Consider the following 14,275-nt stretch of genomic DNA (forward strand, 5'->3'; position numbering starts at 1 on the left):
GCAGTCGGATTACGTATCCAAGCTCGCCCGGCGTCGCCGTCCTCCAGGGACTCCTCGCGAGGGGATCCCCAAGTGGCACGTCAGCCGCTATCCTTCTCGCTGTGCGCGCTGACCGGGTGACACCTGGCTCGCAGACTTCACTACGTGAGGCCAACCGAGCCCGCATCGTGAGTGCTGTCCAACGCCGGGGATCGCTCACGCAGATCGAGCTGGCCGGCGTCACAGGGCTGTCCCCGGCGACCGTCTCCAACATCGTCAAGGAGCTGACGGCCGGCGGCGTCCTGCACACCTCCCCCTCCACCCGCAGCGGCCGGCGCGCCCTCCAGGTCACCCTGGCGCGCAACCTCGGCCTGGTCGCCGGAGTCCACTTCGGCACCCGTTCCCTGCGGGTCGCGCTCGCCGACGCCTCGATGCGGGTCCTCGGCGACCAGTCGATGCCGCTCGCGCCCGACCACCGGGCGGACGCCGGGCTGCGCCGCGCCGCGCTGCTGATCATGGAGATGGTCGAGTCCCTGGACGCCAGCCCCGACGAACTGCTCGCCGTGGGCATCTGCCTCCCCGCCCCGGTCGACCGGCGCACCGGGCGGATCACCGCGCTCGGCATGCTGCGCGGCTGGGACGGCGCCTCGGTGCCCGAGATCATCGCCGAGGAGCTGGCCGTCCCCGTCGGCATCGACAACGACGCCAACCTCGGCGCGCTCGCCGAGACCCGCTTCGGCGCCGCCGTCGGCCGCGACTCCGTCGCCTACCTCCGGGTCTCGCACCGCGTCGGCGGCGGGCTCATCCTCGGCGGCCAACTCGTCCACGGCCGCGCGGGCGGCGCCGGCGAGATAGGGCATGTGACGATCGACGAGAGCGGCCCCATCTGCCGCTGCGGCAATCGGGGTTGCCTGGAGACCTTCGTCGGCGCGCCCGCCCTCCTGGAGATGCTGACCGCCAGCCACGGCCACCTCACCCTGCGCGATGTGATCGCCCGCGCCAAGGAAGGCGACCCGGGCTGCCGCCGGGTCCTCTCCGACACCGGGCAACACCTCGGCGTCGCCGCCGCCAACCTGTGCAACCTCGTCGACCCGGAGATCGTCGTCGTCGGCGGCCAGCTCTCCGGGGCCGGCGAGATCCTGCTCGGCCCGATGCGGACCGTCGTCGAACAGCGCACCATGGCCAGCACGGCGGGCCGCGTCGAGGTCGTCGCCGCCGAGCTCGGCGCGGCGGCCGAGGTGCGCGGCGCCCTCGCCATCGCCCTCGACACGGCCGGCGTCGCCAGCGCGCCGCGGGCGGGCGGATGAGCGGGCGCCCCGCCGACCCGTATGCGCGCCTCAGCTCACATCGCACCGCGCTGGTCGCGGCCGTCTGCGCCCTGGTGCTGACGCTGACCGCCGCCGTGCTGGTGTCCGCGGCCACGCGCGAGGAGCCGCCCGAGGGCGCCATCGCGCTGCTGCTCCCCGAGGTGAAGACGGCCCGCTACGAGACCACCGACCGGCCCGCGTTCCTCGGCGTCGTCGAACAGCGCTGCCCCGCCTGCGCCGTCTACTACGCCAACGCCGACCAGGACGCCGCCACCCAGCAGCAGCAGGCCGAGTCGATGCTCGCGCGCGGCGCCGACGTCCTGGTGCTCGACGCCGTGGACACGGTGGCGGCCGTCAGCATCGTCCAGGAGGCGAAGCGCCACGGGGTGCCGGTGATCGCCTACGATCGCTTCATCGCCGACGCCGATGTGGACTACTACGTCTCCTTCGACAGCGAGCTGATCGGCTACCTCCAGGGCACCGCCCTGGTCAGCGCGGTCAGGGAGCGCGGACCACGCGCGGACGGGCGCCCGCCGGGGGTCCTGCTGGTCCACGGCTCGCCGACCGACCCCAACGCGGCGCGGCTCGCCGCCGGAGTCCACCGGGCGCTCGACGGAGAGGACATCGAGGTGCTCGCCGAGTACGACACCCCCGACTGGAGCCCCGACATGGCCACCGACTGGGTCGAGAGCCGGCTGACCGAGTTCGCCGACCGCGTCGACGGCGTCTACGCCGCCAACGACGGCACGGCGGGGGGCGCGATCGCCGCCATGAAGGCCGCCGGATTCGACCCCGTGCCGCCCGTCACCGGGCAGGACGGCGAGCTGGCCGCGGCCCAGCGCATCATCTCGGGCGACCAGCACATGACCGTCTACAAGGCCACGACCGAGCAGGCCCGCACCGCCGCCGAGCTGGCCGTACGCGTCCTGCGCGGCGAGACGCCCCGCACCACGGCCGTGATCGACGGAGTCCCGAGCCTGCTGCTCGCCCCCCGCGCGGTCGGCGCCGACGACGTGGAACGCGTCCTGATCGTCGGCGGCGTGCACACCACAGAGGAGATCTGCACCCGCCACTACGCCGCTGACTGCGCCCGGCTCGGGCTCGGCACGGACCGGGAGACGCGGGAAGAGACGACATGAACACGCCCGCTTCCTCCCGTCCGGCGCCCGTGCTGTCCCTGCGCGACGTCTCCAGGAACTTCGGCGGCGTCCGCGCCCTGGTCGGCATCGACCTCGACATCCACCCGCGCGAGGTGCTGGGCGTCGTCGGCGACAACGCCGCCGGCAAGTCGACGCTCGCCGGCGTGATCGCCGGGGTCTACCGTCCCGACGCCGGGCGGCTGCTGCTCGACGGCGAGGAGGTGGTGTTCAACTCGCCGGCGGACGCCAGGAACCACGGCATCGCCGCCGTCTTCCAGAACCTGGCGCTCTGTGACAACCTCGACGTCGTCGAGAACCTCTTCCTCGGACACGAGCCCACGCGCGGCGGGTTCCTCGACGAGGTCGCCATGGAGCGCGAGGCCTGGGAGCTGCTGGGGCAGCTGGCCACCAGCGTGCCATCGGTGCGGGTGCCCGTGCGGACCCTCTCCGGCGGGCAGCGGCAGGTCGTCGCCGTGGCGCGCGCCCTGCTCGGCTCGCCCCGGGTCGTCGTCCTCGACGAGCCGACCGCCGCGCTCGGCATCCGCCAGACCGCCGAGGTCCTCAACCTGGTGGAGCGGCTGCGCGAACGCGGCCTCGCCGTCGTCCTCATCAGCCACCAGGCCGTCGACCTCCAGGCCGTCGCCGACCGGTTCGTCGTGCTGCGCCTGGGCAAGGTCGGCGGCGAACTGGACGCGGCGAGCGCCGGATACGAGGACCTCCTCGCCGCGATGACCGGGGTCAGCCGCCCCAGTGGCAGGAGACCGCGATGACCCACGGCCCCGCCTCACCCGTGCGGGAACGCGCCGCCGGGAGCGGCGAGGCCCTGCCGGGACTGCTGCGCATCCTCCCCGACCGGGATCTGGGCGCGGTGCCGGCGCTGGTGGTCCTCTTCCTGATCTGGGTCGTCTTCGGCATCGTCAACCCGGCGTTCCTCTCCGCCGAGAACCTCGTCAACCTGACCCTCCAGAGCGCCCCCACCGGCATGATCGCGCTCGGCGTGGTCATCGTCCTGCTGGTCGGGCAGATCGACCTCTCGGTCGGCTCGGTCAGCGGCCTCGCCGCCGCCGTCGTCGGCGTCACCACGGGCCTGCACGACTGGCCCGTCGGCGTCGGCATCCTGCTCGCGCTGGCCGTCGGCGTCCTGGTCGGCCTCGGCTACGGATTCTGCGCCACCAGGCTCGGGCTGCCCAGCCTGGTGCTGACGCTCGCCGGGCTGCTGGTCCTCGCCGGGGTGCAGCTGCGGGTGCTCGGCCCTCAGGGATCGATCAACCTGCCCTTCGAGTCACGGCTCGTGTGGTTCGCCCAGCAGGGCTTTCTGCCGCCGCTCGTGGCCTGGGCGCTGGTCGTCCTCACGGTCGCGGCGGTCGCCGCCAGCCAGTGGGTGCGGCGCTCCCGGCGGGTGCGCGCCGGCCTGCCGAGCATCAGCCTGGCCCAGTTCGCCGGGCGCACCGCCGCTCTCGCCGCGCTGCTCTCCGCCACCGTCGCCTATCTCGGCACGGCACGCGGCATCGGCTATCCGGTGGTCCTGTTCGTCTCGCTCGTCGCGCTGGTCGATGTGGCGCTGCGCAGGACCAGGTGGGGGCGTTCGGTGCGCGCGGTGGGCGGCGACCGACGATCCGCCCTGCTGGCGGGCGTCGCGGTCCGCCGCACCACGGTGTCCTGCTTCATCGCCTGTTCGACGCTGGCCGCGCTCGGCGGCGTCCTCGCGGCGGGGCGGCTCGCCGCCGCGAACCAGGGCACGGGCGGCGCGGAGACGTACCTCACCGCCATCGCCGCCGCCGTGATCGGCGGCACCAGCCTCTTCGGCGGCCGGGGCAGCGCCTGGTCGGCGCTGGTCGGCGTCCTCGTCATCACGTCGATCTCCAGCGGCCTCACGCTGCTCGACCTGGACACCGCCTCGCGCTACATCGTGACGGGCCTCGTCCTCGCCCTGGCCCTCGCCGCCGACACCCACCTCCGCGCCGGCCCCGACCGCCCCGACCTCGCCTCCGGCATCCGAGGCCGCGGCGGTCGCCCCTGGTGGTGACGGGCGGTCGTTCCTCGGGCGGGGCACCCGCGCGGTGGCGCGCCCTCGTGGCCCCGAGGCGGAGAGCCGGTGACGGCGTGGGCCGTGGGAAAGCCGGCGTCTCCTCTGGGCGCGTCCGGTGCGCCGGAGGCCGTCGGCCGTTCGGGATCGGGAATATCCGAGGGGCGCCGGCGCGAATTGTTGGAACTCCCTTAGCCGGCCGGCGGATTCGTCACCCGGGCAGCTTGGCCGCGACCGATCCGGCCCATCGGCGGTAGCCGGAGCCCGAGGGGTGGAAGCCGTCCCGGGAGAAGAAGTCCGAACCGATCGGCAGCAGTTCCTCGGAATCGATCCACCGCGCCCCTGGCCGCTCACCACAGATCCGCCGGGACACCTCGTCCAGGGCCCGCGCCCGCTCGTCCAGATAGCGCCCCAACGTCCTCGGCAGCGAGGGGAACGCCCGGAACGGCGGGATGCCCGGCACGATCACCTGGCCGGCGCGCCCGGCCAACTCGTCGACGACGGCCGCCAGATCCTCGCTCCACTCCCGGGGGAGCGGCGGGAGAGCACGTCGTTCACCCCGGCCAGCAGCACCACCGTGTCGAACCTCCCTTCGAGCTGGGGCAGCAGCCGGTGTCTGACGCGCCGCGCCGTCGCTCCGTGCAGGCCGACGACCTCCCAGGCGACGGGGCGTTTGGTGCGTGCCGCCAACTCCCGCGCCAGGCAACCGGGGAACCCGTCGGCATGGGAGTCGACCCCGCAGCCGGCCGCCGTCGACTCGCCCAGCACCCCGAGCCGCAGCGCGTCACCCGAGGCCGGGCCCGAGGCCGCGTCGCCGCCCGCGGGAACCCTGCCCGCGAGCGGCCCGGCCGCCGGGGGCAGGACCTCGGTGGCGGACCGCACACGCAGGCCCTGCACGGCGACGACCGGCAACAACAGCGGATTCACGCGACACCCATCTCGTCGGGGGCTCCTCCGGGCTCCCTCCGACCGGTCAGTCGGGTGCCCGATACCTCGCGAGCATGGCACGGGCGCCGAGATCCCCTCAAGGCGGTCCCGGGCGGCGCCGAAGCCGGTCCCCGGCCGGAGTGCGGGGGAGCGCCGGGCGAATCCGGCCGTGGATCGTCCCGGCCCGAACGGGCAGCCAACGGGCCCTCGCTGCCCGAATGTCGAGGTCGCGCGCCCGAACTTGCGTGGACTGACGGGGCTCCAGAGAATTCAGAGGTTCTCTTGAGCTCAGTTCAGTCCCGACTCTTCTATAAATGAACTTCCGCAACTCAACGGAAACTTCGGCGGGTTCGACGCGACATAGCCTCAGAAGCCCCTTCCAGTGCGCCGTTGGAGCAGCAGCGATGTCCCACGCCCAATCGCCTCACCACCCTCTTCCCCGGCCGGCCGCCCTGCCACCGGCGCCGGTCGGCCGGCCGGTGGCCCGTGCCCACCCGAGACTCCCGGCGGCCGAGCGGTACCGCGACCGGCTGCTCCGGTACGTCAGACGTCTGACGGCCGGCGATCCGCACCGCGCCGAGGACATCGTCCAGGAGACGATGCTGCGCGCCTGGCTGGCCGCCGAGGAGTTCAGCGGGGAGTTCGCCGGCAAGCAGGAACCCTCCCGGAACGACGACCGGCTCGCCGCCTGGCTGCATGTCGTCGCCCGCAACCTCGCCTTCGACGCCCACCGCCGCGAGCGGAGCGTTCCGGCGGGCATCATGCCCACCGGTCTGCTCGGACAGGCCGACGAGGGCGTCGACGTGGCCGAGGCCGTCGTCAACCGGGTGGCGATCACCCGCGCGTTGGCCGGCCTCAGCCCGCTCCACCGCGACGTGCTGGTCCACGTCCACCTGTGCGACCACTCCCGCGCCGACACCGCACGCCTCCTGGGGATACCCGGGGGGACCGTCAAATCCAGGGCGCACTACGCCCTGTCCGCCCTGCGACGGGAGTTCCCGGCAGCATGAGGTCAGCCGATCCACTGGAGTTCCTGAGCCGGCACCGGGAGACCATCTTCCGGATCCTCGGCATCGTCGCGGTGCTGCTGGTGATCTTCCTGATCATCCGCGCCGTGGCCATGCGGATGGGCGGCTGGAAGGCCGCCAGGGACCGCGTGCGCCGCGAGTGCGCCATCACCGCGCACGCCTTCGCCGCGCCGGTGCGGTCCTGGCTGCGGTACCGGCGCTCGCTGCGGGTGCTGGTCCACGGGCTGCGCGCCCCCGCGACCTGGCGCGACGCCGAACGGGCCCTGGCCGCCGCCCGGCAGGCCGCGGGCCCCGAGGGCGCCCGGCCGTACGCGGTGCTGGTCGCCGGCCACACCGTGACCGTCCTCCTCGCCGGCCAGCGGATCCCGCCTCCCGGGGCCGACCCCTGGTGGGTCGCCGACGACGACGAGACCGACCACTGGAGCGCGGAACGCGCCGATCTGCCGCCGGTGGTGCCGGTGCCCGACCAGGAGCACCCGGTGCTGGTCGCGGTCGGCGAGGTGGGCGGCTGGTGCGCGTTCCTCGACCTGGCCGTCGGGCCGCCGATGGTCTGCGTCGACGGGGAGCGGCGCGCCGCCACCGCCCTGCACCAGGCCGTCGCGGCGCAGTTGGACGTGCGGCTGCCGAAGGACACGGTGGTGGTGGCCGAGGGGGTGCACCGGGCGTTCGAAGGGCCGCCGATCCGCACCGCCTACCGCGCCGCCGCCCGCCTCGGGCCCCGCTCCGGGCTCGCCCCGTTCCTGGTCGGCGCCGAGCTGCCGGCCCCGATGCCCCCCGAACTGGTCGCGCCGCCCGCGGAGTTCCCCGGGCTGCGACTGCTGCTGCTGGGGGAGGGCCGCGGCTACGCGCGCACCCTGCTGAACGACCGGACGGGGCAGATCCAGCTGGTCGGGACGCCCCTGGTGGCCGAGGGCAACGCGCTCAGCCGCGCCATCGCCCGGGTGCTGCCGCTGATCCCGCCCGTGCTGCCGCCCGACCTCGGCGGCGACGCGTCCAGCACCGCCCGCGTCTTCGCCGAGCTGGACGACGAACTCGACGCCGAGCTGGACGGGGAGCTGCCCGGCGAGGACGCCGTGCGGCGGCCCGCCGCCCCGCCCGTCGCCCTCGTCCCAGGACCGCCGTCCCCCGAGCGCGAGGACGAGCCGGAGCCCGTGAGCGCGCCGAGGGCCGACGTCGACGAGGAGGAGGCGCCCGTGCCCTCCCCCAGCCCAGGGCGCCCCTGACCGTCGCGCATCCCCCCGTCCCTGACACCCGTTGGACTGCCCGTGAAGCTCACCGTGACCACCGCCGACTCCCAGGGGCGGCGCACGGACCATCTGCTGGACCTGCCGGGCGACACCACCGTCGGCGAACTCGCCGCCGCGCTGGACACACCCCGTCTCTACCTCGGCGAGGAGGCGCTGGACTCCGGGACGCCGCTGGGCGCCGGCGGCGTCCGCGACGGCGTGTTGCTGGGCCTGGACGGCCCGGCGCCGCCCGTCCCCGACGCCGCACGGGCCTGGCGGCCCCCGGCGTCCGACCCGGTGTTGCTGGAGCTGCGGCATGTCTCGGGCCCGGGAGCCGGGCAGGTGTGGCCGCTCGGCCCCGGCAGCCACGAGGTGGGCACCGACCGTCGCTGCTCGCTCCGCCTCCCCTCGCCCGACGGCGAGGCGCCGGGCCCAGCGGCGGACTTGGGGGAGGGGGAGGAGGACCCCGGCACCCCTGAGTCCGGCACCTGGATCATCGTGCACACGGACGGCTCGGTGCGGTTCCGGCTGCCGGCGGACGCCGACCCGCTCCGGTGCGGCCTGCGCAGCCTCACCCCGCCGCCGCCCGTGGACCCGGAGACCGGCACGCCGCTCACCGACGAGGAGCCCGCGGGGCCGAGGGACGGCGGGCCAGGCGGCCACAGCGCCGAACCTCCGCCGGCGGGCCCCGACGGGCTGCCCCTGGAGCCGCCGCTGCCGCCCCCCGGGTACCGCCCGCCGCCGGACGACGGCTCCCACGACTGGCCCGCCTTCGCCGACCTCGCCCTCGGTGACCATCTGCTGCGGCTGGCGCCCAGGTTCGAGCCCGACGCCGCCGTCCGACCCGCGCCGGACGGGCTCACCATCGAGTACAGCCGGCCGCCGCGCATCCTGCCGCACCTGGACGCCGAGAACCTCAACCTGCCGGCACCCCCACCGCCGCCAGGGCCACGGCCGTTCCCGTTCATGCTGATGATCTCCCCCATGGTCATGGGCTTCGCCATGGTGGCGCTCTTCCGTTCCTTCTACTTCCTGATCCTCATCCTGTTCACCCCGCTGATGGCGGTGGGCAACTGGCTGATGGGGCGCCGGGGCAACCGCAAGCAACACGCGGAGCAGCTCCGCAGGTTCCGGCTGCGCCGGGCCGCCCTGGAGCGGGAGATGCGCCGCGCGACGGTGGAGGAACGCCGGCAGCGGAACACCGCCTCGCCCGATCCCGCGTCCCTGCTGCTCACCGTCAAGGGCCCGGGCCACCAGCTGTGGGAACGGCGCCGCCACCACGGGGACTATCTGACCCTGCGCCTCGGCGTGGTGAACCGCGCCTCGCTCAAACGCATCAGCGACCAGGCCAGGGAGAGCAACCACCGGCAGGTGCACTGGCGGCTGTCCGACGTGCCCATCGGCGCCGAGCTGCCGATGCTCGGCGTCATCGGCCTCACCGGCACCCCCGACACCGTGCGGGCCGTGGCTCGTTGGGCCATCATCCAGTCCGCCGTCCTGCACAGCCCCCGCGACCTGCGGATCGTCGTGCTCACCGACGAGGAGCACCTTGCCGACTGGGCCTGGGTGCGCTGGCTCCAGCATCTGCGCCCCGCCCGCGCCGGCGCCGCGACGACGCCGCTCGTCGCGCTGGGCCGCGACCCGGCGTCCACCCGCCAGCGCGTCGGCGAGCTCTACGCGGACCTCCAGTCCCGCGCGGCGGTCTCCGGGAAGTCCACGGGCGACGCGGCCGTCGCCCCGGGGGAGCCGGACATCCTGGTCGTCCTGGACGGCGCCTACCGGCTGCGCGAGGTGCCGGGGATGATCGGCGTCCTCACCCAGGGGCCGCCCCTGCGGATCTACAGCCTCTGCCTGGACGAACGCGAGTCGCTGCTCCCCGAGGAGTGCACCTCGGTCGTCACCGCGAGCGGCAACCAGCTGACGATGCGCGTCTCGGGGGCCCCCGCCGTCTCCGGTATCCGTGCCGACCAGGTCACGCCCGAGTGGTGCGAGGGGACCGCCCGCGCGCTGGCGCCGCTGCGCGACGTCACCGTGGAGGTCGAGGCGGGAATCCCCGCCGAGGTGCGGCTGCTGCCGCTGCTCGGCCAGGAGCCGCCGGACCCGGCGGCCCTGGTGCGGGCGTGGCAACGCCAGCCCGCCAGCACGGCGTTCCCCGTCGGCGCTGGACACGACGGCACCGCCCAGCTGGACCTGGTGGCGGACGGGCCGCACGCCCTGATCGGCGGCACCACGGGGTCGGGCAAGTCGGAGCTGCTCCAGACGATGATCGCCTCGCTGGCCGCGGTGAACCGGCCCGACGAGCTGACGTTCGTGCTCATCGACTACAAGGGCGGCAGCGCGTTCCGCGAGTGCGCCGAACTCCCCCACACCCTGGGGATGATCACCGACCTCGACGGGCATCTGGTGGAGCGCGCGCTGGCCTCGCTGGACGCCGAGCTGCGCCGCCGCGAGCAGCTGCTGGCCGACGTGGAGGTGAAGGACCACAAGGAGTACCGGGCCAAGCGCGCCCGGGAGCCCGAACTGCCGGCGCTGCCCAGGCTGTTGCTGATCATCGACGAGTTCGCCACGCTGGTGCGGGAGCAGGTGGAGTTCGTGCCGGGGCTGGTCAGCCTCGCGCAGCGGGGCCGCTCCCTGGGCCTGCACCTGGTGCTGGCCACGCAGCGCCCGGCGGGCGCCGTCTCCAACGAGATCCGCGCCAACACCAACCTCCGGGTCGCCCTGCGCGTCACCGACCGGATGGAGAGCACGGACATCATCAACGCGCCGACGGCCGCCGCGATCTCCCCGGCCACTCCCGGCCGGGCCCTGGTCCGCAGGGGTGACGGGCCGCCGCTGCCGTTCCAGACGGCCTGGGTCGGCGCCGAACGGCCAGACGAGGACCCGGACGCGCCGGGCGCCAGGACCGTGCCGCGCACCGTGCAGGGTGTGGAGCTGAGCCCGGAGCGGCTCGGCCATCCGCTGCCGGCGGCCAGGGTCATCCACGAGGGCGGCGATCCGATCGCGGACGCGGCGGACGCCGACGAGGCCGACGAACACGACGCCGACGAGGCAACGGGCGAGAAGGGCGCCGCGCCCGTCGACCCCGCCACCGATCTGAGCGCGCTGGTGGCGACCGTCCGGGCGGCGACGGAAGCCCTGGAGGACTTCGAGACCCAGCCCAGGCCCTGGCTGCCGCCGCTGCCGGAGGAGCTGCCGCTCACCGGCCCCGAGCAGGACCCGCACCCCGGGGCCGCCGCGCTGCCGCCGGTGCCCTACATCCTCTTCGACGTGCCGAGCCGGCAGGAACAGCGGCTCGGGCACATCGAGTTCGGCACCTTCGGCCACCTCTACGTGATCGGCGCGCCGCGCTCGGGGCGCACCCAGACGCTGCGCACCATCGCGGGCTCGGCCGCCCTGCACCTGACCACCGACCAGCTGCACGTCTACGGCATCGACGCGGCCGGCGGCGGCCTGGCGCCGCTTGAGGCCCTGCCGCACTGCGGCGCCGTGGTGCCCCGGCACGACGCCGAGCGCCTTGAGCGGCTGGTGCGCCGGCTGGTCACGGAGCTGACCGACCGCCAGCAGGTCATCGCCCGGCAGGGCGTGACATCGCTGCCGGAGGCGCGGGCCCGGCTGCCCAGGGAGGAACGCCCGCCGCATCTGCTGCTGTTGATCGACGGCTGGGACGCCCTGGTGAGCCAGTGGGAGAAGCAGGACGGCGGCCGGCTCACCGAGGAGATGTTGCGGCTGCTGCGGGAGGGCGCCACGGCCGGCGTCCATGTGATCGCCACCTCGGAGCGGATGCTGCTCGGCGGCCGTCCGGGCCAGCACAACGACCGGCGCCTCCTGCTGCGTCAGTCCGACCGGATGGACTACGCCATCGTGGGCGTCAACCGGCGTGCGGTGCCGGAGCAGGTGCCGGCCGGGCGGGGCTGGGCGACGCCCGGCGCCATCGAGGGACAGATCCTCACCCTGCCGCTCTCGGCCCTCGCCAAGGGCGGCGACCAGGCCGACGTGGTGCGGGCCATCGGTCGGCAGGCGACGATCAGGGACGGCGGAGTGGCGGACGAGCTGCGCCCGTTCAGCGTCGCAGCGCTGCCCGAGGCGATCGGCTTCCAGGAGGCCGCCGACCAGATCGACGAGGCGGCCCGCCGCCCGCTGTGGGCGCTGCTCGGGATGGGCGGCGACACCGGCGGGGCGTTGGGCCACGACTTCGCCACCGGCTCCGGGTCCTTCCTGGTGGCGGGCCCGCCGCACAGCGGGCGTTCCACCACGCTCGCCGCGATGTGCGTCTCGCTGGTGACCGGCGGCACCTCGCTGGTGGTGCTGACGCCCAGGGAGTCGCCGCTGCGGCGGCTCGCCGCGCACGGCCTGGCGCGGGTGATCGACGATGTCGATCCGGATCCCGAGGCGTTGGAGGCGGCGCTGGACGCGCTGGCGGGCCGGCCGACCGTGGTGGTGGTCGACGACGCCGAACTGCTGGTGAACACCCGGGTGGACGGTCCGCTGCGGAAGGTCGCCTCGGCCGGCCGGGACCGGGGCCTCGGGCTGCTGCTGGCAGGACCGGCCGACGGCATGTCCAGCCTGGGCTGGATCGGCATCGCCCGTCGGGGCCGGCGCGGGCTGCTGCTGGCGCCCAAGGCCCTGAACGAGGGCGAGTTGATCGGCGCCCGGCTGACGCCCGACCACCTGCGTCCCCCGGCCGTTCCTGGCCGCGCCTGGACGGCCGACCCCGCCGGGCGGCTGCTGGCGGTGCAGGTGCCGCTGACCGTGCTCCAGTGAGAAGGGCCCCTGGCACGGCGCCGGTTCGGCACCGTGCCGGGGGAGCGGTCAGCCCTGGGTGATCGAGCTGCGGTCGTCGTTCCAGGTGACGGGCGTGCCGCCCAGATCACCGCCGGGCGGTTGCCAGGGCGGCGCGTCGGGAGTGTCGGTCTCCACCTCGTCGGCGGTCAGTTCGAGACCGCCCTCGCCGTCGATGCTGGAGAGCGTCGCGGCGAAGAGCGCGGAGTCGTTGCTCTTGAAGGCGTCGTTGATGCCGGTGAACAGATTGGCCCAGTTCTGGATGTTGCTGGCCGCCATCTGCATGGACTTGCTGAACTCCTCGTAAGCGGTCTTCAGCGCGGGACTGGCCTGTTCCAGGTAGAGGCCGTTGTCCAGCAGCGTGCCCACCTTGGCGAGGAGGTCGTAGATCTCCGGCACGATGATGTTGCACTGCGCGCTGAGCTTGCTCGATGTCTCGGCGATGCCGGCGTAGTCGGCTGAGATGTCTGCCATGCCCGCCTCACTTCGGGTTGCGGATGTTCTCCGCGTACTGCTGGTCGAAGTCGATCATGCCGTTCTTGATCTCCACGAACTGATTCGCGAAGCCCTCGATCGCCTTGCACAGCTGCTGGAGCTGCTCGTGCAGGAGGTTGTACTGGTCGGTGATCGCCGCGTTGGTCTCCGGCAGCACCAGGGAGCTGCCCAGGGCGTCGGTGATCGCCGCATGGGCCGCGTCGACGGCCGGCTCGATGGTGTTGGTCCTGGAGTTGTTCATCGCGGACGCCGCTTCGTCCACGTCCTCGTAGGTGATGCTGATGTTGGGCATGAGGGCTCACTTCCTGTCGTGGCTGGCTGCTGGTGGTGCGGGCCGGGGCCGCTGGGGAGGGGCTCAGTCCTCCACCTCCTCCCAGTCCGACTCCCACTTCTTGTCGTCCGGACCGCTCTTGGGGTCCCTGGTGTACTCGGTGACCGTGACCTCCTCGTCGCCGTCGTCGTCCGTGGTGGTCGTGGTCACCTTCTGGGTGCCGGACCCGTCGTCCTCGATGGTGTACTCGGCCACGCTCTCGGTGCCGTCGGGGCCGATGGTGGTGACCGTGTAGTCGCGGCGGTCGAAGGTGTCGTCGTCGTCCGCCGGGCCGCTCGGGTCGGGCGGTCCCTCGTACTCGACCGTCGTGGTGACCGTCCTGCCGTCCGAGGTCTCGATGACGGTCTTCTCCTCGGTGACGTTGTACTCGTCGTCGTAGGTGAGGTACACGTCGACGCTGCTGCCGTCCTCATCGGTGATCTGGACGCGGTTCGGCGGGTGCTCCGGCGGCTTGTCGGGCTCGGGTCCCGGCCACGGCGGCCGGCCGTCGCCCAGGTCCTTCTGCCACTGCTCGCACCAGCCCGGGGGGTCGTCCACCGAGCAGACCTCCGCCGGGTCGGCGTCCGGATGCTCGGCGAAGTAGTCGCCGGCGCCGATCTCCTCGGCGTAGTCGTCCCAGGTCTCCTTCTTCTCCTCCCAGTCCGAGTACGCCTCGCGCTCCCCGAGCCACTTGTCCAGCTCCGAGTAGCCGGTCATGGTCATGGCGCCGGCGGCGATCCCGGCGTCCTGCTCCAGCAGCACGTCGGCGACCCCGCCGAACATGTCGCCGAACTGCTTCAACTTGTCCTTGCCGTCGTTGATCCGCGTCTTGGACAGCCCGTAGAAGACCTGGAACTGGTACGAGAGGTTGTAGTTGCCGAAGATCGACTGGTTGGAGCTGGCGGTCCCGTCGCCGATCTCCTGCCACGCGTCCGCGCCGCCCGCCGAGTCGGCCCGGTCCGCCAGGTCGTGCAGCCCCCGCTTCATGGCGTAGAGCTTGTCGTAGTCCATGGCGAAGTCGGCCATCGCGCCTCCCTCCACTGCCGGTTGTCCAACGCC

At 73.8% G+C, this 14,275-nt stretch carries 10 protein-coding genes and 1 pseudogene; 7 read left to right on the forward strand and 4 right to left on the reverse strand.

Annotation, left to right across the window (positions count from 1 at the left end; genetic code table 11):
- The first annotated feature begins 167 nt into the window (after positions 1-167).
- From K4G22_RS20395 to K4G22_RS20410, 4 genes are read left to right on the forward strand one after another with little or no spacing between them, the layout of a single operon-like run.
- Positions 168-1,286, forward strand: coding sequence for an ROK family transcriptional regulator (locus tag K4G22_RS20395; RefSeq protein WP_228081734.1), 1,119 nt, complete (start codon positions 168-170; stop codon positions 1,284-1,286).
- Positions 1,283-2,425: a substrate-binding domain-containing protein gene (locus tag K4G22_RS20400; RefSeq protein ID WP_228081735.1), complete on the forward strand. Its 1,143-nt coding sequence runs from the start codon at positions 1,283-1,285 to the stop codon at positions 2,423-2,425. Before K4G22_RS20395 ends, K4G22_RS20400 begins: the two co-directional genes overlap by 4 nt.
- Positions 2,422-3,195, forward strand: a complete 774-nt coding sequence (locus K4G22_RS20405) for an ATP-binding cassette domain-containing protein (protein ID WP_228081736.1) — start codon at positions 2,422-2,424, stop codon at positions 3,193-3,195. The genes K4G22_RS20400 and K4G22_RS20405 overlap by 4 nt, the downstream gene beginning before the upstream one ends.
- Positions 3,192-4,451, forward strand: a complete 1,260-nt coding sequence (locus K4G22_RS20410) for a sugar ABC transporter permease (protein ID WP_228081737.1) — start codon at positions 3,192-3,194, stop codon at positions 4,449-4,451. Before K4G22_RS20405 ends, K4G22_RS20410 begins: the two co-directional genes overlap by 4 nt.
- Positions 4,452-4,662: 211 nt before the next feature.
- Here the strand turns inward: K4G22_RS20410 and K4G22_RS32000 are convergent.
- Positions 4,663-5,459 (reverse strand): annotated as a pseudogene (locus K4G22_RS32000) (SGNH/GDSL hydrolase family protein).
- Positions 5,460-5,857: 398 nt separating this feature from the next.
- Here K4G22_RS32000 and K4G22_RS20425 point away from each other — a divergent pair.
- Genes K4G22_RS20425 through K4G22_RS20435 form a run of 3 tightly spaced genes read left to right on the forward strand, consistent with a single transcriptional unit; the run spans position 5,858 to position 12,393 of the window.
- Positions 5,858-6,388, forward strand: a complete 531-nt coding sequence (locus K4G22_RS20425) for a sigma-70 family RNA polymerase sigma factor (RefSeq protein WP_228081740.1) — start codon at positions 5,858-5,860, stop codon at positions 6,386-6,388.
- Positions 6,385-7,629: a hypothetical protein gene (locus tag K4G22_RS20430; RefSeq protein WP_228081741.1), complete on the forward strand. Its 1,245-nt coding sequence runs from the start codon at positions 6,385-6,387 to the stop codon at positions 7,627-7,629. The genes K4G22_RS20425 and K4G22_RS20430 overlap by 4 nt, the downstream gene beginning before the upstream one ends.
- A 42-nt stretch (positions 7,630-7,671) precedes the next feature.
- Positions 7,672-12,393, forward strand: coding sequence for an FtsK/SpoIIIE domain-containing protein (locus K4G22_RS20435; RefSeq protein ID WP_228081742.1), 4,722 nt, complete (start codon positions 7,672-7,674; stop codon positions 12,391-12,393).
- 48 nt (positions 12,394-12,441) lie between these two features.
- Here K4G22_RS20435 and K4G22_RS20440 read toward each other — a convergent pair whose 3' ends face one another.
- The 3 genes from K4G22_RS20440 to K4G22_RS20450 form a co-directional block, all read right to left on the reverse strand.
- Entirely contained in the window at positions 12,442-12,885 is a 444-nt protein-coding gene (locus tag K4G22_RS20440; protein ID WP_228081743.1) for a hypothetical protein, read from the reverse strand.
- Positions 12,886-12,892: 7 nt separating this feature from the next.
- On the reverse strand, positions 12,893-13,198 hold the full coding sequence (locus tag K4G22_RS20445) for a hypothetical protein (RefSeq protein ID WP_228081744.1): 306 nt from the start codon (positions 13,196-13,198) through the stop codon (positions 12,893-12,895).
- 63 nt (positions 13,199-13,261) lie between these two features.
- On the reverse strand, positions 13,262-14,242 hold the full coding sequence (locus K4G22_RS20450) for a serine/arginine repetitive matrix protein 2 (RefSeq protein ID WP_228081745.1): 981 nt from the start codon (positions 14,240-14,242) through the stop codon (positions 13,262-13,264).
- Between the last annotated feature and the right edge of the window lie 33 nt (positions 14,243-14,275).

The organism is Streptomyces profundus, assembly GCF_020740535.1.
Taxonomy (GTDB): Bacteria; Actinomycetota; Actinomycetes; order Streptomycetales; family Streptomycetaceae; genus Streptomyces; species Streptomyces profundus.

What these genes read in the sequence shown, in the direction of transcription:
- K4G22_RS20400 (WP_228081735.1), top strand. Translation starts at nt 1,283, where the DNA reads ATGAGCGGGCGCCCCGCCGACCCGTATGCGCGCCTCAGCTCACATCGC.
- K4G22_RS20405 (WP_228081736.1), top strand. Translation starts at nt 2,422, where the DNA reads ATGAACACGCCCGCTTCCTCCCGTCCGGCGCCCGTGCTGTCCCTGCGC.
- K4G22_RS20410 (WP_228081737.1), top strand. Translation starts at nt 3,192, where the DNA reads ATGACCCACGGCCCCGCCTCACCCGTGCGGGAACGCGCCGCCGGGAGC.
- K4G22_RS20430 (WP_228081741.1), top strand. Translation starts at nt 6,385, where the DNA reads ATGAGGTCAGCCGATCCACTGGAGTTCCTGAGCCGGCACCGGGAGACC.
- K4G22_RS20440 (WP_228081743.1), bottom strand. Translation starts at nt 12,885, where the DNA reads ATGGCAGACATCTCAGCCGACTACGCCGGCATCGCCGAGACATCGAGC.
- K4G22_RS20445 (WP_228081744.1), bottom strand. Translation starts at nt 13,198, where the DNA reads ATGCCCAACATCAGCATCACCTACGAGGACGTGGACGAAGCGGCGTCC.
- K4G22_RS20450 (WP_228081745.1), bottom strand. Translation starts at nt 14,242, where the DNA reads ATGGCCGACTTCGCCATGGACTACGACAAGCTCTACGCCATGAAGCGG.